This is a genomic window from Oxalobacter aliiformigenes, assembly GCF_027116575.1.
Classification (GTDB): Bacteria; Pseudomonadota; Gammaproteobacteria; order Burkholderiales; family Burkholderiaceae_D; genus Oxalobacter; species Oxalobacter aliiformigenes.
In genome coordinates this window covers 424,621-446,462 of sequence record NZ_CP098252.1, presented here as the reverse complement: position 1 = coordinate 446,462, position 21,842 = coordinate 424,621, and the positions used below count along the sequence as shown (strand labels likewise).

General features: G+C 51.1%; 19 protein-coding genes. 12 read left to right on the top strand and 7 right to left on the bottom strand.

Features of this window, described 5'->3' with window-relative positions; all coding sequences use genetic code 11:
- Positions 1-128 precede the first annotated feature (128 nt).
- Positions 129-1,253, bottom strand: a complete 1,125-nt coding sequence (gene dprA, locus NB647_RS02125) for a DNA-processing protein DprA (RefSeq protein ID WP_269283922.1) — start codon at positions 1,251-1,253, stop codon at positions 129-131.
- Between the two features lie 224 nt (positions 1,254-1,477).
- Between dprA and def the strand changes: the two genes are divergently transcribed.
- From def to NB647_RS02110, 3 genes are all read left to right on the top strand, one after another.
- Complete coding sequence (def, locus tag NB647_RS02120) at positions 1,478-2,029, top strand: peptide deformylase (RefSeq protein ID WP_269278018.1); 552 nt, start codon at positions 1,478-1,480, stop codon at positions 2,027-2,029.
- Positions 2,026-2,979 carry a methionyl-tRNA formyltransferase gene (gene fmt, locus NB647_RS02115; RefSeq protein WP_269283919.1) on the top strand — a complete coding sequence of 318 codons (954 nt, stop codon included), beginning with the start codon at positions 2,026-2,028 and terminating at the stop codon, positions 2,977-2,979. The genes def and fmt overlap by 4 nt, the downstream gene beginning before the upstream one ends.
- 69 nt (positions 2,980-3,048) lie before the next feature.
- Positions 3,049-3,549, top strand: coding sequence for an SRPBCC family protein (locus NB647_RS02110; RefSeq protein WP_269264901.1), 501 nt, complete (start codon positions 3,049-3,051; stop codon positions 3,547-3,549).
- A 2-nt stretch (positions 3,550-3,551) separates the two neighbouring features.
- On the opposite strand, the gene NB647_RS02105 is transcribed toward NB647_RS02110, so the two are convergent.
- Positions 3,552-4,385 (bottom strand): aldo/keto reductase, encoded by an 834-nt coding sequence (locus NB647_RS02105; protein ID WP_269264900.1) that lies wholly within the window; start codon positions 4,383-4,385, stop codon positions 3,552-3,554.
- A 152-nt stretch (positions 4,386-4,537) separates the two neighbouring features.
- On the opposite strand from NB647_RS02105, the gene NB647_RS02100 reads away from it, so the two are divergent.
- Complete coding sequence (locus NB647_RS02100) at positions 4,538-5,923, top strand: 4Fe-4S binding protein (RefSeq protein ID WP_269265784.1); 1,386 nt, start codon at positions 4,538-4,540, stop codon at positions 5,921-5,923.
- A gap of 53 nt (positions 5,924-5,976) precedes the next feature.
- Here NB647_RS02100 and clpA read toward each other — a convergent pair whose 3' ends face one another.
- Positions 5,977-8,283, bottom strand: a complete 2,307-nt coding sequence (gene clpA, locus NB647_RS02095) for an ATP-dependent Clp protease ATP-binding subunit ClpA (protein ID WP_269264899.1) — start codon at positions 8,281-8,283, stop codon at positions 5,977-5,979.
- Positions 8,280-8,588 carry an ATP-dependent Clp protease adapter ClpS gene (clpS, locus tag NB647_RS02090; protein WP_269265783.1) on the bottom strand — a complete coding sequence of 103 codons (309 nt, stop codon included), beginning with the start codon at positions 8,586-8,588 and terminating at the stop codon, positions 8,280-8,282. Before clpS ends, clpA begins: the two co-directional genes overlap by 4 nt.
- A 327-nt stretch (positions 8,589-8,915) precedes the next feature.
- Here clpS and cspE point away from each other — a divergent pair, with 327 nt between their 5' ends.
- Positions 8,916-9,119 (top strand): transcription antiterminator/RNA stability regulator CspE, encoded by a 204-nt coding sequence (gene cspE, locus NB647_RS02085; RefSeq protein WP_269264898.1) that lies wholly within the window; start codon positions 8,916-8,918, stop codon positions 9,117-9,119.
- 130 nt (positions 9,120-9,249) lie between these two features.
- Complete coding sequence (locus NB647_RS02080; protein ID WP_269284697.1) at positions 9,250-9,960, top strand: 16S rRNA pseudouridine(516) synthase; 711 nt, start codon at positions 9,250-9,252, stop codon at positions 9,958-9,960.
- 3 nt (positions 9,961-9,963) lie between these two features.
- Here the strand turns inward: NB647_RS02080 and lpdA are convergent, their stop codons facing one another.
- The 3 genes from lpdA to aceE form a co-directional block, all read right to left on the bottom strand.
- Positions 9,964-11,721, bottom strand: coding sequence for a dihydrolipoyl dehydrogenase (lpdA, locus tag NB647_RS02075; RefSeq protein WP_269283917.1), 1,758 nt, complete (start codon positions 11,719-11,721; stop codon positions 9,964-9,966).
- Positions 11,722-11,796: 75 nt separating this feature from the next.
- Positions 11,797-13,125 (bottom strand): dihydrolipoyllysine-residue acetyltransferase, encoded by a 1,329-nt coding sequence (gene aceF / locus NB647_RS02070; protein WP_269283915.1) that lies wholly within the window; start codon positions 13,123-13,125, stop codon positions 11,797-11,799.
- A 77-nt stretch (positions 13,126-13,202) separates the two neighbouring features.
- A complete protein-coding gene (aceE, locus tag NB647_RS02065; protein ID WP_269283913.1) occupies positions 13,203-15,896 on the bottom strand; it encodes a pyruvate dehydrogenase (acetyl-transferring), homodimeric type in 2,694 nt (897 codons plus the stop codon).
- Positions 15,897-16,167: 271 nt separating this feature from the next.
- Between aceE and folD the strand changes: the two genes are divergently transcribed.
- From folD to NB647_RS02035, 6 genes are all read left to right on the top strand, one after another.
- Positions 16,168-17,034, top strand: coding sequence for a bifunctional methylenetetrahydrofolate dehydrogenase/methenyltetrahydrofolate cyclohydrolase FolD (gene folD, locus NB647_RS02060; RefSeq protein ID WP_269264893.1), 867 nt, complete (start codon positions 16,168-16,170; stop codon positions 17,032-17,034).
- A 77-nt stretch (positions 17,035-17,111) separates the two neighbouring features.
- Positions 17,112-19,169 carry a M3 family metallopeptidase gene (locus NB647_RS02055; protein WP_269283911.1) on the top strand — a complete coding sequence of 686 codons (2,058 nt, stop codon included), beginning with the start codon at positions 17,112-17,114 and terminating at the stop codon, positions 19,167-19,169.
- Positions 19,170-19,263: 94 nt separating this feature from the next.
- Positions 19,264-19,689, top strand: coding sequence for a DNA polymerase III subunit chi (locus NB647_RS02050; RefSeq protein ID WP_269264891.1), 426 nt, complete (start codon positions 19,264-19,266; stop codon positions 19,687-19,689).
- A complete protein-coding gene (locus tag NB647_RS02045) occupies positions 19,689-20,150 on the top strand; it encodes a hypothetical protein (RefSeq protein WP_269283908.1) in 462 nt (153 codons plus the stop codon). The genes NB647_RS02050 and NB647_RS02045 overlap by 1 nt, the downstream gene beginning before the upstream one ends.
- Before the next feature lie 15 nt (positions 20,151-20,165).
- Positions 20,166-21,437 carry a D-amino acid dehydrogenase gene (locus NB647_RS02040; protein WP_269283906.1) on the top strand — a complete coding sequence of 424 codons (1,272 nt, stop codon included), beginning with the start codon at positions 20,166-20,168 and terminating at the stop codon, positions 21,435-21,437.
- A 6-nt stretch (positions 21,438-21,443) separates the two neighbouring features.
- Positions 21,444-21,839: a YchJ family protein gene (locus tag NB647_RS02035; protein ID WP_269264888.1), complete on the top strand. Its 396-nt coding sequence runs from the start codon at positions 21,444-21,446 to the stop codon at positions 21,837-21,839.
- Positions 21,840-21,842 lie beyond the last annotated feature (3 nt).

The window sequence follows — 21,842 nt, the reverse complement described above, 5'->3', positions numbered from 1 at the left end:
GATAATGTGAGAAGGCCACCCTCTGCAAGCAAACGATTCAATGTCTGGAAAAGAAAATGGCAAATTTCATTTTTTACCAACACCGGATCCGTTTGACATGTTTCCCTTCAATTCGGCAACTGATCTATTCAGACGGAAGATACCAGCCTGCGATACAACCCTCCCGGCAGGCATTCGATTTCACCGGCCAGCTCCAGTTTGAGCAATTCGACATTCAATGTCGCGGCATCCAGCCTGCATCGCTCGCACAAGGTATCGGTATCCACCGGATCAAATCCTATCCGGGAGACAATATCTTCCGTCAATGCCGCGCTTTCAGGTTCACGACGATCTGCCTGCGAATTGGCAACAAGGTTATAGTGTTTCAATTCCTCCAGAATGTCTTGAGATGTCTCAACCAGTTTGGCTCCCTGCCGGATCAACGCATGACACCCTCTCGACAAGGGAGAATGGATGGAACCGGGAATGGCAAAAACATCACGCCCCTGATCGATCGCTGTCCGTGCAGTGATCAATGAGCCGGATCTCGCTGCCGCTTCGACAACCAGTATACCTCCCGACAAACCGCTGATTACACGGTTTCGTCTGGGAAAATTCGAGGCCAGCGGCCCGGTTCCGAGCGGGAATTCACTGACTATACATCCTTCTCGTGCGATTTGATGCGCCAGCTCCCTGTTTCTTGCCGGATATATGATATCGGCTCCTGTACCGATAACAGCGACAGTCGATCCGCTCCCTTTCAGCCCGCCCCGATGCGCCGCCGCATCAATTCCGAGTGCCAGTCCGGAAATGATCGTCAGACCGGCATCGGAAAGAGAACAACCGAATTTTTCTGCATCGATACACCCCTGTGCCGTGGCATTGCGGCTGCCGACAATGGCAATTGACGGTTTCGAAAGCAACTCCACCCTTCCCTTGACATAGAGCATAAGAGGTGGATCAGGTATTTCAAGCAACGATCCGGGATAACGGCTGTCCGCCAATGTCAGAATGGTATTTCCCGGTTCGTCAAGCCACCTTTCCGTCTTTCCGATCTGCTCCCGGATGGTTTCCGAAAGCGGTGCGCAAATGGCATCCGCTATTTGCGGAGACACGATACGTTGCAATTCCTGATAGGATGCCATGAAAATATTCTGGGGCAAACCGTAGGCCACAAGCATCTTATGGGCGGTACGAATGCCGATTCCCGGAGTCAGGACCAGACGGACCCATGCTGCCAGTTCCTCTTTATCGTAAGGTATCTGTTTACTCAATGTCGGCTTTCACTGTTGAATCCAAACCGGAATTTTTGCACCGGAAACGCGGCTTCCGTTTTCAGCGCAGAAAAAAAGTGGCTATGCTAAACTTTTGGTCTTGTAATGTTCCGGCGATCGGATCATTACTGAAAAACGAAAAACAGATTTTTCATGCAGATTCTGCCTAGGAAAATACCGGCTGGCAAGATTCTTCACCTGATTGTTGTTCCTGATACAGACAAATGGCACGTTTACCGATTTTGCGTTACCCCGATCCACGTTTGCTGAAACCTTCAAAACCTGTCACCCGATTCGATACCGATCTGAAAACACTGGTGCAGGATATGGCGCAAACGATGTACGAAGCTCCAGGTATCGGTCTGGCTGCACCACAAATCAATGTCCACCAGTGTATCGTTGTTATTGATGTTTCAGAAAAACGGGATGAACTGAGGGTTTTTGTCAATCCGGAAATTATCGAAACCAGTGACGAAAAAGCCCTGTTCGAAGAGGGCTGTCTCTCATTGCCCGGCATTTATGACGAAATCGAAAGACCTGCCAGAGTAACGGTACGTGCGCAGGACGAAAACGGCAATGAATTCGAGGTTAAGGCAGAAGGACTACTCGCTGTCTGCATCCAGCATGAAATAGACCATCTGAAAGGCCATGTGTTTGTCGATTACCTTTCACCGATGAAACGGAACCGCATCAAGAAAAAACTGCTCAAGGAAGAACGTGAACTGAAAAAAAGCGGTTCGGGTTCCAAAGGGCAGAATCAGGGAAACAGACGATGAAAATTGTTTTTGCAGGAACACCCGAATTTGCCGGCAAGGCTCTTGATTCGCTCATTCGTGGCGGCCACCAAGTCGAACTCGTCCTGACCCAGCCCGACCGGCCGGCTGGCCGTGGTATGAAACTGCAGCCTTCTGCCGTCAAGAAACTGGCCATCTCGCACGACATTCCCGTCGAACAGCCCGTTTCCCTCCGCTTCGACGGCAAACATGCTGAAGAAGCGAAAAGGGTTTACGAGCTCGTTCGCCAAATCGAACCGGATGTCATGGTTGTTGTCGCTTACGGCCTGATCTTGCCGAAAGCCGTCCTTGGTCTGCCCGAATACGGTTGTCTGAACATTCACGCTTCCCTGCTTCCCCGCTGGCGGGGGGCGGCGCCCATCCAGCGCGCAATTGAAGCAGGTGATACGGAAACAGGGGTATCCATCATGCAGATGGAAGAAGGACTTGATACCGGTCCCGTTCTGGTCAGTGAATCAATCCCCATCGATCACCATATCAATGCAGCCGAACTTCATGACAAACTTGCCGATCTGGGTGGGCGACTGATCCTGGCTGCATTAAAGAAAATGGAAGAAGGATCGGCCCATCCCGTCATTCAGGATGAAAACGCTGCCATTTATGCCGCCAAAATCCGCAAGGAAGAAGCCGGACTGGATTTCAGCTTTCCTGCTACGGAAATCATCAACAAAATACGGGCCTTCAATCCTTTTCCGGGTTGCACGGCAAAATTTCGGGATACCCCGCTTAAAATATGGAAAGCCGTAGCCAGTGATCACTCGCCTGCTGCCGAAAAAGCCGGTCAGATACTTTCCGCAGATGAAAACGGCATTGTTGTTGCATGCGGCAAAGGATCGATCCGGATACTGGAACTGCAGAAACCCGGAGCGAAACGATTGCCCGTTTCCGAATTTATCAAGGGATTTTCATTCGAACACGGGTATTTCGAATAATATGCCTCAGCAATCTTTTCAGATCGGTTATTGATTATTGTCGGCATTAACCAGCCAGAACGAACTCACATGAAATTTGAACATCTGATTGAAATCAACAATTTTGACGATCCCCGCGCTGACTTACTCAACCGCGAACAATTATGGTTCGGGCTGCTTTTGCGTGCCAAAGAGCCGACTCTGTTCATTCCGCACATGGATGCCTGTGAAATAACGGAAGAATCGGAAAACGTGATTAAACGTGTACTTGATTTCGGAAAATTCAAGGTCAGGGACAAAGTCGAATTTGTTCCGATGCAAAAGCTGCTGTTCCACATTCCGGCACAAGGCGAAATCATCGAGTCGCGACTTGAAATCTCGATTGACGAACCGTTTCCGGGCCGTTTTTTCGTTCGTTTCATTTATGAGGATTCCGCAATAGACGAAGGCCCGGAAGCCATGTACAACGATTTCCGGCGCTCCGCCTACAAAGAAACCGATATCGACTCAATCCGGATCATCCGGCAGTTTGCCGCACAGGGCCTCTTGGACGGCCCTGCCACCGCAAACAACCGTCCCGTATTGTCATAAGCTTACAGGACGTCCAGCGGCATTTTGTGATCCGGAGGCGGGAAAATACCGTCCAGTTTTCCCAGTATTTCAGGTTCCAGGACAATATCCCAGGCTTTGCGGTTTTCCTCAACCCGCTTGACACTGGATGATTTCGGAATCGGTATCGTTCCCTGATGAAGAAGCCATGCCAGCGCCAGCTGCGCCGGTGTAATGGATAGTTCCTCCGCCATCCTTTTGAGTCCGGGACTCTTCAAAAGACGTGTCTGATACAGCGGAGAATAAGCCATCACGGCGACATTGCGTTTTCTCAGCCAGCCAAGCAGATCCCACTCGATGCCTCTTGATGCCAGATTGTACAAAACTTGATTGACGCAAATATGGCCCCGGTCATACTGCGACGCTTCCTGCATGTCGTCGAGATCGAAATTGGATACGCCATACGCCCTGATTTTTCCGGCATCAAGCAGTCTTTCCATGGCATCGAACGTTTCATCGAGTGGATATCCTCCCCGCCAGTGAAGCAGATACAAGTCGATATAATCCGTTCCAAGACGCTTGAGACTACGCTCAAAAGCGGCAATGGTTCCTTTCCGGCTGGCATTGCCCGGCAGTACCTTACTAACAAGGAATACCTTGTCACGTCTTCCGGCGATCGCTTCCCCGGTCACTTTTTCCGCACCGCCTGAAGCATACATTTCCGCTGTATCGATCAGCGTCATTCCCAGATCGATCCCTTTTTGCAAAGCGGCGATTTCATCCTTTCTGGACGACGAGGATTCTCCCATGAACCAGGTACCCTGACCCAGAGTCGGCATCGTGATACCATTCGCCAAGGTGATAACATGTGAAGGCATAATCTGTTTTCCTGAATAAACGTTTATCAATCCGGATACGGCAAACCACTGGCGATTTCCGTACAGGAAATGCCAAAACCGCTTCCGACATATGGCATGCATTATTGCATCTGTTCTTCAACAAGGACAAGAACCTTGAAAATACCGAGTCAATGAAAGTGGCTGAAAAAGACTTATCCGACAAATCCGAAATATCCGGAAGGGACATTCTAAAAGCCGGCCTTCGCCATGAACCGTCGGCAAATCAACCCGCTTTCGATTGTTCTGAGGGATTTGTCAAATCCGGAGCCGCCCGTTTTGGCAATGCACTCGAAAACCACCCGAAAATCATCGCCATTATCCAATGGTCGATGGTACTCGTCTATTTTTCCCTGCTTTTCATCCCGGTATGGATAGCCGAACCTGAAACCGGACTGACCGCCCGGCTTTTATTCTGGGGAATCGGATGGCCCTTGATCGTATTGGGTATGATGTTGTTCGGACGATTCTGGTGCGGTATTTTCTGTCCTGACGGAACACTGACCGAATTCGTCAGCGAATACGGAAAAAAACGCTCCATTCCCCGCTGGATACGCTGGAAAGGCTGGCCATGTACGGTACTGGTCGGAACGACTTTATATGGCCAGATGACCGGTTTTTATGAATATTTTCCCGCGACACTGGTCTTATTGGGAATCCCGACATGCCTCGCCCTTCTTACCGGTTATCTGTACGGAAACGGAAAACGCGTCTGGTGCATGTATCTGTGTCCAGGAAATGGTTTTTTCGGTCTGCTGGCAAAGTTGTCTTTTTTCCATTTCCGTGTGGACAGGGAAAAATGGAAAAATTTTACTGGTACAGTCAAACGTATCAATTGCGCACCGTTGATCAATATCCGGCAAATGACAAGCACTTCCGCCTGTCACGCCTGCGGCCGTTGCAGCGGTTACCGCAATGCTGTCGAGTTTGCCGCCAGAAGCCCGATACAAGAAATCATTTCCGCAAACCCCCGGGCGATTACCGGATCGGAACTCTTTTTGCTGGTCTGGGGAATAACCGGTATTTGCACCATGTCTCTCGCATGGCATACAAGCCGCCTGTACAGATGGTTCATTGACTGGATAACGGCAATTGGAATGCCTATGCATCTGAATCTGCCCTGGTGGTTGGCCGACAGTCCGGTTTCCTTTTACCGACTCTTTTTCATTGTCATAACCGGAACATTGCTTGGCCTGTTCGTTTACGTTTTTCTCCGCATGGCCGGCAAGCTGGCCGGTGATACGATTTTATGGCGACAGCTGGCTTACTGTCTTATCCCGCTCATCGGCTGGAGCATATTTCTGGGATTGTGCCGGATCGGTTTTTCCATTTGGCAGGAATATGGCGTCAGCCTGGCATGGGCGACTCCTTTTGAAGCAGTCATCCTGATTCAGGCTACAGCCGTCTCGTGCTGGCTGGGCCGGAAAACTGTCATGCAACGTGTTTCGCCGGCCCGTTTCGCATCACTGCTACTTTATTGCATGCCCATTGCATTACTGGATTTTCTCTGGACATTCTGATACACGGAAAACAGCCTGTCACGCAAGACAGACTTTCCAACATTTCCGGTGAGCTACTCCAGTTCCAGTGCCTTGTTTTCCGGTACAGCGGAAGAGGATTCCGTTTTCTCAGGGAAAACCAGTCTGATTTCATCCTTGTCGTCTATATCGACGACAACAGCCCCCCCGTCAACAAGCCGGCCGAAAAGAAGCTCATCCGCCAGCGCTTTTCTGATAAGATCCTGTATCAGACGCAACATCGGTCGTGCCCCCATCAACGGATCGAAACCTTTTCGGGCCAGCATACGCCGCAAGGGTTCAGTAAAGACCACATCGACCTTTTTCTCATGTAACTGTTCCTCAAGCTGCATCAGGAACTTGTCGACCACACGCAGAATGATTTCCTCAGTCAATGCCCTGAAACTGATAATCGCGTCAAGCCGGTTTCTGAATTCTGGCGTAAACATGCGTTTGATATCGGCCATCTCATCGCCGGCCTCCTTGCTGCCGGTAAATCCTATTGACGACTTCTGGAGACTTTCCGCACCGGCATTGGTCGTCATGATAATGATGACGTTGCGAAAATCCGCCTTACGCCCGTTATTGTCCGTTAAAGTACCGTGATCCATCACCTGCAACAGGATGCTGAAAATATCCGGATGTGCCTTTTCGATTTCATCCAACAGCAGTACCGCATGAGGTTTCCGGGTAATGGCTTCCGTCAGCAATCCTCCCTGATCGAACCCGACATAACCCGGAGGCGCACCGATCATCCGGCTGACGGCATGACGTTCCATATATTCGGACATGTCGAAACGGATCAGATCAATACCCAGTGCAAAGGCGAGCTGCCGGGCCACTTCGGTTTTCCCGACACCGGTCGGCCCGGAGAACAGAAAAGCGCCAATCGGTTTGTCCGTTTTGCCGAGTCCGGCACGAGCCATCTTGATGCTGGCTGACAATGCATCAATGGCGGCATCCTGGCCGAAAACGACATTCTTCAGATCCCGTTCCAGATTCTGCAATTTGCTCCGGTCATCCTGATTGACAGTTTGTGGCGGTATGCGGGCAATTTTGGCGATGATATCCTCAATTTCAGCTTTACCGATTGTCTTTTTCTGCTTCGATTTCGGCAATACCCGCTGGGCGGCCCCCGCTTCGTCAATAACATCGATGGCCTTGTCCGGCAAATGCCGGTCATTGATGAAACGGGCCGACAGTTCCGCAGCCGTAATCAGTGCCGAAACGGAATATTTGACATTGTGATGGTCCTCAAAACGGGATTTCAGTCCACGCAATATCTGTACTGTCTGCTCAACGGTCGGTTCATTGATATCGATTTTCTGGAACCGTCTTGCCAAAGCATGATCTTTCTCGAATACGTTGCGAAATTCGGTAAAAGTGGTCGCCCCTATGCATTTGAGCTGCCCGCTGGACAAAGCGGGTTTCAGCAGATTCGATGCATCCAGCGTCCCTCCCGATGCAGACCCCGCACCGATGATCGTATGGATTTCGTCAATAAACAGAATGGCCCCCGGATTATCGTTCAGCTGCTTCAACACCGCTTTTAGGCGCTGTTCAAAATCGCCGCGGTATTTCGTTCCGGCCAGAAGCGCTCCCATATCGAGTGCAAATACCACAGCATTTTGCAGTACCTCGGGAACATTCTTTTGGGTGATCCGCCACGCCAGTCCTTCGGCAATCGCCGTCTTGCCGACACCGGCCTCACCGACAAGCAACGGATTGTTTTTGCGCCGGCGGCACAATACCTGAATGACCCGGTCGATTTCACTTTCACGACCGATCAATGGATCGATCCGGCCTGCAACAGCTTCCCTGTTCAGATTCTGGGTATAAAGTTCCAGCGGGGAATCCTTGCCGGATGCAGAATCACCCTGTACCTCCTCGGCCCCTTCAGTCTGTTTCGGTGCATCGGGCTGCGCGTTTTTGCGAACGCCATGAGAAATATAGTTGACCACGTCCAGACGGGTCACTCCCTGCTGGTGCAGGTAATAAACGGCATGGGAATCTTTTTCCCCGAAAATGGCGACCAGCACATTCGCCCCCGTCACTTCCTTCTTGCCATTCGATGCGGACTGCACATGCATAATCGCCCGCTGGATAACACGCTGGAAACCGAGTGTCGGCTGCGTATCCACCTCTGCCGTTCCCGGAACGACCGGAGTATTCTCCCGGATAAAATCGCCAAGTGCCTTTCTGAGCTCATCCAGATTGGCATTGCACGCCTTGAGCACTTCGGACGCTGAAGGATTGTCCAGCAATGCCAGCAGCAGATGCTCGACTGTTATGAATTCATATCGTGCCTGACGCGCCTCTACAAAGGCCATATGCAAACTGACTTCCAATTCCTGCGCAATCATGCTTCCTCCATCGTGCATTGCAACGGATGCCCTTCCTGACGGGCATGTCTTACAACCTGTTCCACTTTCGTGCTGGCGATATCCTTGGGAAAAACGCCGCAAACGCCTTTTCCTTCGCGGTGAACTTTGAGCATAATCCGTGTAGCCGCTTCCGTATCCTTGTGAAAATACTCCTGCAATACGAAAATCACGAAATCCATCGGTGTGAAATCGTCATTTAAAAGAATTACCCTGTACATCGAGGGTGGTTTCAGAACAGTCGCTTCTTCCTCCAAAAGCGCCTCGTTTCCCTGTTGTGTCACCATTGCTTCAACTTTATATCGACTATATATTTTCACTTGTGCGCGAGCGCAAGTCCAGAATTGATAATACGTGTTTTTACCTGTTCGTGCAGCCCGTGATTTTTTCCGGGTTGTACCACCACCATCAAATTTTTGGCATTTCTCAAGAATCCATCCTTTTTTGGGAAAATTGCTTGACTTTGCCTATCTTTATGCCAACAATGGACCTGTTGATAAGGGCTTGGTCCCGCTTTTGTCAGCGGCAGGAAAATAAAAGGACTGGTTCGGATCAAATTCAATTTTTTCCGATGGTTTCGTGAGTATAATGCATTTATAGAAAGACCCTCTTTTATGGCAACTGGTACAGTCAAGTGGTTTAACGATTCTAAAGGCTTCGGTTTTATTACCCCGGAAGACGGAGGTGAGGACTTGTTCGCTCACTTTTCCGCAATCAACATGAGTGGCTTCAAAACCTTGAAAGAAGGTCAGAAGGTTCAATTTGAAGTCACACAGGGCCCCAAAGGCAAGCAGGCTTCCAACATCCAATCCTTGTAACTCTGGCCATTGGATCAGGTTCCAAAACCCCACATGCAGTGGGGTTTTTTATTGCCTGCAAACTATATAATGACACAAAACCGATTTTCAAGTTTGTGCCCAGAAATTCTCGTACAATGTCGTCATGAACATGACACTGGAAAAGATGCTGCAATGCCAAGGCTTCGGCAGCCGCAAATTCTGCCGAAGCCTTGTTCTCGAGCACCGTGTTGAAATCGGGGGAATCATCTGTACGGACCCGGGACTGCCAATCGAGACGGACAACTTGTCATTTTGCATAGATGGCGAACAATGGGAATACCGGAAAAAACTGTATCTCGTTCTGAACAAACCTGCCGGTTATGAATGTTCGCACCAGCCACAACATCATCCGAGCGTTTTTTCCCTGTTCCCGCCGCCGTTCATCCACAGAGGATTGCAGTGTGTCGGAAGACTCGATCAGGACACGACCGGCATGCTGCTTCTGTCTGATGACGGCAATTTCATTCACCGGTATACGTCACCCCGCAAAAAGGTTCCCAAAATCTATCAGATAACAACGGCCGATCCTTTCCGGCAGGATCAGCTCGAGCGGCTGGAAAACGGCGTCGAACTCCGCAACGAAAAGACCATCACCAAAGCACTGAAATGCCGGCTGATTGACGAATATCATGTCAAACTGGTCATAGCGGAAGGCAAATACCATCAAGTCAAACGAATGATCGCTGCCGTCGGCAACAGAGTGGAAAAACTGCACCGTTCGGCAATAGGCGATCTTTCACTGCCGGCATCTCTTCCTACCGGGCACTGGTGTTTCCTGAATGAAAACGACCTGAAAAAACTGAACGAGACAGGACATTAATTTTCATATTCCCTGTTTTCTTTTTCCGGGAAGATACAAATCGGTAACCGTGCCCAACCCGACTTCCGAGGCAAACAGAACCGTTTCCGAAAGCGACGGATGCGGATGCATCGTCAATGCGATGTCTTCCAGGTCAGCTCCCATTTCCAGCGCCAGCGTCGTCTCCGACAACAATTCGCCGGCATTCGTTCCGGCAATGGCGGCACCCAGCAAACGACCGTCCTGTCTGCTCCACAACAGTTTTGTCACTCCATCCGGACGTCCCATCGTCAGCGCCCGTCCGGATGCATTCCAGGGAAATACCGATTTTTCATACGGAATACCTTTTTTATCCGCTTCCCGTTCCGTCAGTCCCATCCAGGCAATTTCCGGATCGGTATAAGCTACGGATGGAACAGTCAATGCATCATATTCCGTTTGGAGTCCCGCAATGGCTTCTGCGGCGATACGCCCTTCGTAACTGGCCTTGTGAGCAAGCATGGGTTCGCCGCAAATATCACCGATAGCGTAGATATGCGGAATATTTGTCTGCTGCCGTCTATTGACAGGAATGAAACCGCGTTCATCGATCATGACACCGGCTTTTTCGGCACCGACACTCCGGCCGTTTGGATGGCGGCCGACCGCAACAAGGACCCGGTCGAATGTCTGCGGTTTTGCCGGTGCCCCGACACCTTCGAATGTCGCGACCAGTTGCTTTCCGCTTTCTTCCAGCCTTGCGACACGGGTTCCGGTATAAACAGCTTCGTATCTTCCGGTTATCCTCTCCAGCAAAGGCGATATAACGTCCCGATCCGCAGACGGGATAATGCCTTCCGAGAATTCAGCGACAGTCACCCGGCTTCCCAACGCATCATAAACACACGCCATCTCCAGACCGATAATGCCTCCACCGATCACCAGCATCCTTCCCGGAATTCCATCCAGCTGTAATGCACCGGTAGAATCGACCAGTGCCGGATGGCCATATGGGAAACCGGGCAGCTTCACCGCGGATGATCCCGCGGCAATGATCGCATTTTTGAATCTGACCCGCCATTTTTCTTTCTGCCCCGAAACTTCCACTTCATGGGAGTCCGAAAATTGCCCGATACCATGCAATACGGTTATCCGGCGCGCCCGCGCAAGAGCGGACAAGCCATCAGTCAATTTGTTTACCACGTCCTGCTTCCATTCGTTTAACCGGACCGTATCGATTTCAGGCTCACCGAAACGGATACCCCGATCGCTCATATCGGCCGCATCGGTAACGACTCTGGCCGCATGAAGAAGCGCTTTCGATGGAATACAGCCAACATTCAGGCAGACACCCCCCAGAACCGGATAACGCTCAACCAGAACGATCTTCTGTCCCAGATCAGCTGCCCTAAATGCCGCGGTATACCCCCCCGGCCCGGCTCCCAAAACAAGGGTATCACATTCGACAACTGACTCTTCTCCCTTCAGCAAAACAGAATCCGAAGGTGAGGAATCACTCCGCGCAAACGCATTGTCATCACCCGGATTCATGGCTTGCGGAACATCCGTTTCGTCCAGCAAAAGAAGAAGCGAGCCTTCCGAAACCTTGTCGCCCAGCTTCACTTTCAGCTCCCTGACCACTCCCGCCTCCGGCGACGGAATTTCCATGCTCGCCTTGTCCGATTCCACCAGTACCAGTGACTGGTCTTTCGCAATCTTCTCCCCTTCTTTCACCATCAATTCGATGACTTCCACATCCCTGAAATCCCCGATATCCGGCACTCTGATTTCCAACGTTTTCATTCCTGTTCTCCATTACCGTTTTCGGGAACCGGTACCGGTTCCATTCACCGGCAAAATGTTGCAAAATCGCCAGTATCAAAGAAGCGTTTCTCTCAAATCGGCCAGTACTTCTGCCAGATAAGTGACGAACCGGACTCCTTGTGCTCCATCAATGACCCGATGATCGTAAGACAGGGATAACGGCAGAATCCGGCGAGGTTGAAACCGGTCTCCATCCCAGATTGGCTGTGTTGTAATACGGGACAAACCGATAATGGCCACTTCGGGAGCGTTGATCAGCGGAGTAAAGTAAGTGCCGCCAATCCCTCCCAATGATGTGATGGTAAAACTCGCGCCCTGCATGTCAGACGGATTCAGTTTTCCTTCTCTTGCCAGAGCCGAAAGCTGTGCCATTTCCCTGGCGATTTGCAACACCCCTTTTTTGTCTGCATCCCGAATGACCGGGACAACCAGACCGTGAACGGTATCCGCTGCGAATCCGATATGGTAATAACGCTTCAAAATAAGGTTTTCGCCTGTCGCATCCAGTGAAGCGTTGAACTCCGGATACTTTTTCAGTGCAGCAACGCAAGCCTTGACGACAAATGCCAGTATCGTCAGCTTGATATTCTCATGCCTGTATTTTTCGTTAGCCGCTTTCCGGAATGTTTCCAGCTCGGTCACATCAGCCTGTTCATATTGCGTGACATGCGGGATCATGACCCAGTTGCGATGAAGATTGGGGCCACTGATTTTCTTGATACGTGACAGAGGCTGCTTCTGCGTTTCACCATACTGGCTGAAATCAAGCGATGGCCAGGGTGGAAAATTCATGAGATTGTTAAAACGGTTCGGCGAACCGTCACGATGAAGAAAAGCCTTGACATAAGCCTGAATATCTTCCTTCACGATCCTGTTCTTCGGACCTGAACCTTGCACATGTCTCAAATCGACACCCAGTTCACGTGCATATTTCCGGACAGAAGGCGATGCATGCGGTACTCCGTCACCCATTCGATGATCCGGGAAATGATGGCTTGCCACATCAAACGATAGTGTTGTTCCGTTCAGGGGCTCCGCTGTTTTTTCAGCAAACGAAGATATTGTCTTTTCACCGGCATTCTGCAATGGTTTCACTGAAACAGAAGAAGATTTGTCAGCATCGGACTGTTCGTTTTTTTCCGTTTCATCCCTGTCCAGCAAAAGAAGAAGCGAGCCTTCCGAAACCTTGTCGCCCAGCTTCACTTTCAGCTCCCTGACCACCCCCGCCTCCGGCGACGGAATTTCCATGCTCGCCTTGTCCGATTCCACCAGTACCAGTGACTGGTCCTTCGCAATCTTCTCCCCTTCTTTCACCATCAATTCGATGACTTCCACATCCCTGAAATCCCCGATATCCGGCACTCTGATTTCCAACGTTTTCATCTCCCGCCTCCTTTCCGACCCACCCCCTGAAAACACGATATCCCAGAATCCACCGACGTAACTGACACTGAAATGGCTTACATGTCGACCGGATTGGGTTTTTCCCGGTCTATCCCGTATTTTTCGATGGCGTCCGAAACAGTCCCGGCCGGCATTTCTCCCGTTTTCACCAGTGCTTCAAGCGCTGCAAGGGTGACGTAATACCTGTCTATTTCAAAAAAGCGTCGCAAATTGGCTCTGGTATCCGAGCGTCCGAAACCATCTGTTCCCAGTACTGTATACAGTCGTCCTTCCGGAATATAGGCACGAATCTGTTCAGCAAAAAGCCGTACATAATCCGTCGATGCGACGATCGGTCCGGAAGTATTTTTCAGGCATTCTGTCACGTAAGGAATTCTCGGTTCCTCGCCCGGATGCATCATATTCCAGCGTTCCGTATCATTTCCTTCCCGCGCAGCCATCGTGAATGACGTGACAGACCAGATATCCGCCGCCACATTCCAGTCGTCTTTCAACAGATCGACCGCCGAGAGCATTTCATGCGTGATCGTCCCGGAACCGAGCAGCTGGACGCGATGGGGCAAATCCCTGTCGCCTTCCTGTAACAGATACATGCCCTTTAGGATACCGCTCTCCTGCCCCGGCTTCAGGCCCGGCTGGGGATAAGACTCATTCATCACGGAAATGTAATAGAAAACGTCTTCCTGTTCTTCCACCATGCAGCGGACGCCTTCCCGAATGATGACAGCTATCTCATGAGCGAACCCGGGATCATACGGTCTGCAAGTCGGTATCGTCGCGGCAAAAACATGGTTCTGGCCATCCTCATGCTGCAATCCCTCTCCGTTCAAGGTTGTCCTTCCTGCCGTTGCCCCGATCAGAAATCCTCTGGCCATCATATCGGCTGCAGCCCACATCAGATCGCCGGTCCGCTGAAAGCCGAACATGGAGTAATAAGTATAGAAAGGCAACATGATTCGGTTGCTCGTCGAGTACGACGTTGCCGCGGCAATCCATGAACACATCCCTCCAGCCTCGGTAATTCCTTCCTGCAGAATCTGTCCCGATTTGTCTTCACGGTAATACATGACTTCTCCGGAATCCACCGGTTCGTACAGCTGTCCTTTCGGATTGTAAATACCGATCTGGCGAAACAACCCTTCCATTCCGAAAGTCCTCGATTCATCCACCATGATCGGGACAATACGTCTGCCGATCTCGGGAGCTCTCAGCAAAATGCCAAGTGCCCTGACATAAGCCTGCGTCGTCGAGATCGAACGTCCCGGATGTGTCGGTTCCAGCAATGGCGCAAAAGCGGAAAGAGGAGGAACGGGCAAACGCTCGTCCGCCTTTTGACGACGATGCGGCAGATAACCGCCCAATACCTCACGACGCTGCCGGAGATAAACCATTTCGGGAGCATCCTCAGGCGGCTTGTAGAAAGGGATTTCATCCAGCCTGTCATCCGGTATCGGCACACCAGCCCGATCCCGCAATGTCCGGATTGTCCTGTCGTCCAGTTTCTTGACCTGATGGGCAATGTTCAGCGCTTCACCCGCATCCCCCATTCCATACCCCTTGACCGTCTGGCAAAGGATAATCGTCGGCTGTCCGGTATGATCCTGCGCTGCCTTAAACGCCGCATAGACTTTTCGGGGATCATGTCCACCACGGGACAGTCGCCATAACTGATCGTCCGACAGGCTTTCGACCATTTTCAGAAGGCGGGGATCCTTTCCGAAAAAATGCCGGCGGACATAAGCGCCGTCTCTCGCCTTGTAACTCTGGTATTCACCATCAACGGTTTCCATCATGACTTTCTTTAAGACATTATCCTTGTCCCGGGCAAGCAATTCATCCCAGTCGGATCCCCAGATCACTTTGATGACGTTCCAGCCAGCCCCCCTGAAATCCGCTTCAAGTTCCTGAATGATTTTCCCGTTCCCTCGTACCGGTCCGTCAAGACGTTGCAGATTGCAATTGACGACCACGATCAGATTGTCGAGCGATTCTCGGGAAGCCAGACTGATCGCTCCCTTCGCCTCGGGTTCGTCCATCTCCCCGTCGCCGCAGAACACCCAGACCTTGCGACCTGCCGTGTCTGCTATTTTGCGTGCCTGAAGATATTTCAGAAAACGGGCCTGATAAATCGCCATAATGGGACCAAGTCCCATCGATACCGTCGGAAACTGCCAGAAATCGGGCATCAGTTTCGGATGAGGATAGGAAGAAAGTCCGTTTCCGCGAACCTCCCGTCTGAAATTTTCCAGCTGTTCTTCCGACAAACGTCCTTCAATAAAGGCACGGGCATAAACGCCCGGAGAAGAATGTCCCTGAAAATAGACCAGATCACCATCGAAGGTCTCCGTCGGAGCACGCCAGAAATGGTTAAAGCCCGTGCCAAACATGGTGGCAAGAGAGGTGAACGAGGCGATATGACCGCCCAGATTGTCCCCATTCCTGTTGGCCCGGACAACCATTGCCATGGCATTCCAGCGCATCCATGCACGAAGTCGCGCCTCATAGGCCATATTGCCGGGAGAATGCTGTTCCTGCTCGGGAGGTATCGTATTGATGTAGGCCGTATTGCTGGAAAACGGAAGATTGATGCCTTTCTGGCGAGCGACATCCGCCATCCGTTCCATCAGATAATGAGCTCTTTCCGGCCCCTCGTTTTCGATGACGGCATGAAAGGCGTCAAGCCATTCTGCAGTTTCCTGCTCGTCCGGATCATGATAGTGAATGAAAACGTCATCCTGCTGATTCGCCATAATCCCCTCCCCAATAGGCCGCATAACGGCAAGAAATCCGAAAGACCGTGCTTTTAAAAAGATAATAAACCATAAGCAGACCCAATATCTGTCAAATCGCATGGAAAAAGTGACCGCTTACATCATTGTTCATACAAAAAGCCGGTTGCCTCTTCATAAAAACCTTTTTTTCGTGTAGCTTATAGGGTTTACTTGCCATCAAGCGCGAAAAACGGACAAGAGATATCATCGTATAATGTTTTTTTAACGGTTTTTTTATTCATCAAACAAAATGACTGCCCAAATTATCAACGGAAATGAGCTGGCCAAGGAAATCCGCAAGGATATCGCCGAACGTGCAGCCAAACTGACAGCTGCAGGAGAAACTCCGGGACTGGCCGTTATCCTGGTCGGCGACAGTCCGGCTTCCATGGTTTATGTGCTGAACAAGGAACGTGCCTGCAAGGCAAACGGAATCCGTTCCATTCTCGAAAAATACGATGCCAGCTTCACCGAAGCCGAATTGCTGGAGCGCATCCGTGTCCTGAACCAGGATCCGACGGTTCATGGCATCCTGGTCCAGTTACCTTTGCCCGATCATATCGATCCACGCAAGGTAATCGAGGCTATTGACCCCGAAAAAGACATGGACTGTTTCAGTGTGGTCAATACCGGACTTCTGATGACGGGGCAACCGAGAATCAAGCCATGCACCCCGCACGGCGTCATGAAAATGCTGGAATCCATCAATTATCCGGTTCGTGGTGCGCATGCCGTCATCGTCGGTGCTTCCAACATTGTCGGGAAACCGATGTCCATGCTCCTGTTGCAGGCCGGCGCCACGATCACGATCTGCAATTCCAAGACCCGCGATCTGGGATATCACACCCGGCTGGCCGACATCCTGATCGCCGCGACCGGCCAGCGCAACATTATCAAGGCCGATATGGTCAAGCCGGGAGCCGTCGTGATCGACGTGGGTGTTGAACGCGATGAAAACGGCAAACTCTGGAGCGATGTCGATTTCCCCAATGTCAAGGAAGTGGCAGGCTACATTACACCGGTACCAGGCGGAGTTGGGCCGATGACCATCACCATGCTGCTATCCAATGCCATCGAAGCGGCGGAAAAGAAACTGCAAAGCAAACAAAAACAGTAACTATTCAAACAGCAAAAAAGGTACGCAAAAGGCGTACCTTTTTCATATGACCCGACATGACCTGAAAGGAGTATTCGATGTCCAATCCGTTATTGAATTTCGACGGCCTTCCACGTTTCGATGAAATTCGTCCGGAACATGTCACTCCGGCAATCGAAACGCTCCTGAACCGTTGCAAAACGGTGGTCGCCGGACTGGAAGCGCCCATGACCGATATCACCTGGGACAACTTCGTCACCCCGCTGGACGACTGTACCGAACAGCTCAGCCGTGCCTGGGGAATCGTCGGTCATTTAAGCGCTGTCGTCGACACCCCTGAATTGCGTGCGGCATATAACGAAAACATTCCCAGAATCACTGAATTCTGGACATCGCTTTCACAAAATCTGGCTCTGTTTAAAAAATACAAAACCCTACGGAACGCTTCCTCTTTTGATTCCCTGAGTCCGTCCCGTCAACGGGTGATCGAAAATACACTGCGCGATTTCCGTCTGGGAGGTGCCGAATTGCCGGAAGACAAAAAGAAACGTTTTGCCGAAATCCAGGAAAAAACCGCGTCTCTTTCGACCCGTTTCTCGGAAAACGTTCTGGACGCCACCAATGATTTCGAACTGCTCATCAAAAATGTCTCCGAATTGTCCGGATTGCCTGAAGACATCCTGCATGCGGCACAGGCAGCTGCCAGAGCCGATAACAAGACCGGTTACAAATTCACTCTGCACTTTCCGTCCTTTTATCCCGTCATGCAATACGCGGACAACCGGGCCATTCGCGAGAAAATGTACCGTGCCAATGCGACACGCGCCTCCGAACTCGGCACGAACCCCGAATGGGACAACACTGGCAACATCAACGAACTGTTACGCCTGAGAAAGGAAGAAGCGCTGCTGCTTGGCTATTCCAACTTCGCCGAAGTATCCCTGGTTCCCAAAATGGCACGTACTCCGGACGAAGTGATCGCCTTTCTGGAAGATCTCGCCGAAAGAGCAAGGCCCTATGCAGAAAAGGATCTGGCGGAGCTGAAACGCTTTGGAAAGGACGAACTGGGCATTGATGATCTGCAGGCATGGGACATGGCTTATGTTTCCGAAAAACTTCGCCAGAAACGCTATGCATTCTCCGAACAGGAAGTCAGACAGTATTTTCCCGAACCGAATGTACTGGAAGGCCTGTTCAGACTGGTCCAGACGCTCTATTCGGTATCCATCCTTCCGGATACCGCTCCGGTATGGCACAAAGATGTCAAATTTTTCCGGATCGAAAAAGCCGGCAAACTGATCGGTCAGTTTTACATGGATCTGTATGCACGTCCCGGCAAACGGGGTGGTGCCTGGATGGATGACGCCCGTAGCCGTCGCATGACGGCTAACGGACTCCAGACACCCGTCGCCTATCTGACGTGCAATTTTTCATCCCCGCTGGAAAAGGACGGCAAACGGCAACCGGCCCTGTTCACACACGATGAAGTCATGACGCTTTACCACGAGTTCGGTCACGGTTTGCATCATCTTCTGACAAAAGTGGACGAACTGGGGGTATCCGGAATTTCCGGTGTGGAATGGGATGCGGTGGAAATGCCATCCCAGTTCATGGAAAATTTCTGCTGGGAATGGGATGTCGTCCGTCACATGACTTCGCATATCGATACGAAGGAACCTTTACCGAAAGAACTGTTCGACAAGATGCTGGCAGCAAAAAACTATCAATCCGGACTGCAAATGTTGCGGCAGGTTGAATTTTCACTGGCGGATATGCACCTGCATTACGACTATGATCCGGACGGACAGAAAACCGCACAGGATGTACTGGATGAAATACGCCGGAAATACGCTGTCGTCATTCCACCTGCATTCAATCGCTTTCTGCAATCGTTCAGTCACATTTTCGCCGGCGGGTACGCTGCAGGCTATTACAGCTACAAGTGGGCGGAAGTTCTGTCAGCCGATGTTTACAGCGCTTTCGAGGAATCGCTTGCGGATGGCAACGATCTGGTTTCACCGGCTATGGGAGCACGCCTGCTCGAAGAAATCCTGTCGGTAGGCGGTTCCCGCCCCGCCATCGAATCGTTTACCGCATTCAGAGGCCGCCAACCGACAATTGACGCCCTGCTCCGCCATAACGGACTGGCCGCATAACATCTTTACTTATCCAGTGAAAACGCTTCATAATTGACCCGGTAGACTTCCGGGTCAATTGATGCGTTTTTCCTTTTTCAGGCCGGTATTTTCCATGACCAAAATAGAATTCCGTACTCACATTGCAGACAAGATCAACTATACCTGCCGCTGGGTACGGAAAGCATTTGCCAATGCGCCCGGGAGCAGGATCGTACTGCTGTCTACGGACAGAAATCTGCTAAACAGGCTTGATGAGGCACTCTGGACATTTTCGGATTCGGACTTCCTGCCTCATGCCATGATAGGCGACCGCCAGGCTTTTCGTTCACCGGTCATTCTGACACCGGACGATCGTGGCGAAATGCCGCACTACGACATTCTGGTCAATCTTTCGCAAACCATACCGGAATGCTACGCACGATTCGAACGCCTCATAGAACTGGTTTCCACCGACCCGACTGATACCAGTGCCGGACGCCAGCGATATGTCCATTACAGGGAACGCGGATATACGCTACATCACGAAATTGCCAAATAATGAATAATACATCCCGAATCAGTTTTGAAAACAACGCGGAAAAACGCGTCCATGAAAATCAGGACACCGGCATAAATCCTGATGAAACGGATAATTATCCCGTACTGACGGAAATTCTGCCGACACTTCCCGATCTGGCTGACGCGACGCAAAACGAAAAAGCCTGGAACGAGCTCGAACAACGCCTGTCGGAAAGAATTCTGCAACGGGTCGAGGAACGCATCCAGTTCGTCCTTGAGGAAATCATCCAGCAGAATCTGGCTGCCAGTATCCAGAATATGACTGGCGCTCTGGTTTCCGAAATCAAAAAAGATCTGCAAAGTACACTGGACGTCGTTGTGACACACACCGTTACAGATGAACTTCACAGACTGAGACAAAAAGAATTTTTTTCCGAAAGCAATCATCTTAAAATAACGGGAAAAAACGGGACCGGCACTGATCGGGTTCCAAACAGATAAACGAAGAGGCAAATTGTGAAAGTCATCGTATTAGGATCAGGTATAACGGGTACGGCAGCTGCCTGGTTTCTGCGTCAGGCAGGACATGATGTCACTGTCATCGAGCGCCGTCCGGGAGCGGCACAGGAAACAACATTCGGGAACGGTTCCCAGATTTCCGTATCCCATTCCGAACCCTGGGCCAACCCGTCCGCGCCATCGAAAATCCTGAAATGGCTTGGCAAGGATGATGCACCTCTGCTCTACCGTTTCCGTGCAGAACAGCTCCAATGGGAATGGGGAGCACGTTTTCTGCTCGAATGTACTCCCAAACGGACCGCACACAATACACGGCAATGTGTCGCCATGTCCGATTTCAGCAAGAGAACGCTACGGGCACTGCGGGAAGAAGCCGGTATCGAATATACCCATCTGAGTCGCGGCATCATGCACTTTTACACCGACAAGGCCGATTATGAATCTTCCAAGGCAGGGGCGAAACTGATGACGTCGCTGGGGTGTCCGCGAAATACGATCACGCCGGACGAAGTCATCCAGATTGAACCGGCTCTCTCGCCAGTCAGGGACAAACTGGTCGGCGGCGATTTTACTCCTGACGATGAACATGGCGATTCCCGTGAGTTTACGATCGCCCTGTCAGAAAAAGCCAAGGAGCAAGGAGTCGATTTTCGCTTCAACACGACCGCCACCCGGCTTCTGACAGAAGGAAGCGGCCCGGCATGCCGGATTGCCGCGGTGGAAACGATTACGCCAACGGGAGAATTCGAGGTTCTCAAGGCGGATGCGTTCGTCATCTCGCTGGGCAGTTTTTCCGCACCGTTTCTAAAACCGCTCGATATTCACCTGATGATCTATCCGGCCAAGGGATATTCCGCGACCTTTCCTGTCAAGGATCCGGACAAGGCACCGTACGTTTCATTGATCGATGCCGGCTACAAACTCGTCTTTTCGCGGTTGGGCAACCGCCTGCGTGTCGGCGGGACGGCAGAAATGAACAGTTATGGTCGCCAGCTCAACGAGGCACGCTGCCAGGCATTGATCCGCCGTACTTCGGAACTGTTCCCCGACGCCTGCGATTACGACCAGCCCCATTTCTGGACCGGTCTGCGTCCGATGACGCCTTCCAATATTCCTTATATTGGAAAAACGAAATACGGCAACCTTTTCCTGAATACCGGACACGGCACACTGGGATGGACAATGGGATGCGGTTCCGGTCGTGCGATTGCAGATATCGTTTCGGGCAAACAGCCGGAAGTCGATTTCGAATTTTGCGGAATAAGATAAACCGACATGTCAAAAAAGAGAGACTTCGTTCAGACGGGATGCCCATGTGGCAATCCGTCGTTCGAAGATTGCTGCAAACCCTATCTGACGGGTGACGCCACGGCAAAAGACGCCCTGTCGCTCATGCGTTCCCGTTACAGTGCCTATGTCACGGAAAATGAACCCTATCTCCGTGAAACGTGGGTCAATGAAAACCGCCCATCCGGTACCATCATCGAAAAAAATTCACCGGTCAAATGGTTGGGTCTGAAAATCATCCGGCACCAGGAACATGAAAACAGGGCTGTCGTCGAATTCATTGCCAGCTATAAGCAAAACGGACGCATGCAGAAACTGCATGAAATCAGCCGTTTCATAAAAAAGAATGAACAATGGTACTATTTCGACGGTACTTTTTTTTAACCC

Bases quoted from the DNA above. Each gene is read 5' to 3' on its own strand.
- def (WP_269278018.1), top strand. From the start codon at position 1,478: ATGGCACGTTTACCGATTTTGCGTTACCCCGATCCACGTTTGCTGAAA.
- fmt (WP_269283919.1), top strand. From the start codon at position 2,026: ATGAAAATTGTTTTTGCAGGAACACCCGAATTTGCCGGCAAGGCTCTT.
- NB647_RS02110 (WP_269264901.1), top strand. From the start codon at position 3,049: ATGAAATTTGAACATCTGATTGAAATCAACAATTTTGACGATCCCCGC.
- NB647_RS02105 (WP_269264900.1), bottom strand. From the start codon at position 4,385: ATGCCTTCACATGTTATCACCTTGGCGAATGGTATCACGATGCCGACT.
- NB647_RS02100 (WP_269265784.1), top strand. From the start codon at position 4,538: ATGAAAGTGGCTGAAAAAGACTTATCCGACAAATCCGAAATATCCGGA.
- clpA (WP_269264899.1), bottom strand. From the start codon at position 8,283: ATGATTGCGCAGGAATTGGAAGTCAGTTTGCATATGGCCTTTGTAGAG.
- clpS (WP_269265783.1), bottom strand. From the start codon at position 8,588: ATGGTGACACAACAGGGAAACGAGGCGCTTTTGGAGGAAGAAGCGACT.
- cspE (WP_269264898.1), top strand. From the start codon at position 8,916: ATGGCAACTGGTACAGTCAAGTGGTTTAACGATTCTAAAGGCTTCGGT.
- NB647_RS02080 (WP_269284697.1), top strand. From the start codon at position 9,250: ATGACACTGGAAAAGATGCTGCAATGCCAAGGCTTCGGCAGCCGCAAA.
- lpdA (WP_269283917.1), bottom strand. From the start codon at position 11,721: ATGAAAACGTTGGAAATCAGAGTGCCGGATATCGGGGATTTCAGGGAT.
- aceF (WP_269283915.1), bottom strand. From the start codon at position 13,125: ATGAAAACGTTGGAAATCAGAGTGCCGGATATCGGGGATTTCAGGGAT.
- aceE (WP_269283913.1), bottom strand. From the start codon at position 15,896: ATGGCGAATCAGCAGGATGACGTTTTCATTCACTATCATGATCCGGAC.
- folD (WP_269264893.1), top strand. From the start codon at position 16,168: ATGACTGCCCAAATTATCAACGGAAATGAGCTGGCCAAGGAAATCCGC.
- NB647_RS02055 (WP_269283911.1), top strand. From the start codon at position 17,112: ATGTCCAATCCGTTATTGAATTTCGACGGCCTTCCACGTTTCGATGAA.
- NB647_RS02050 (WP_269264891.1), top strand. From the start codon at position 19,264: ATGACCAAAATAGAATTCCGTACTCACATTGCAGACAAGATCAACTAT.
- NB647_RS02045 (WP_269283908.1), top strand. From the start codon at position 19,689: ATGAATAATACATCCCGAATCAGTTTTGAAAACAACGCGGAAAAACGC.
- NB647_RS02035 (WP_269264888.1), top strand. From the start codon at position 21,444: ATGTCAAAAAAGAGAGACTTCGTTCAGACGGGATGCCCATGTGGCAAT.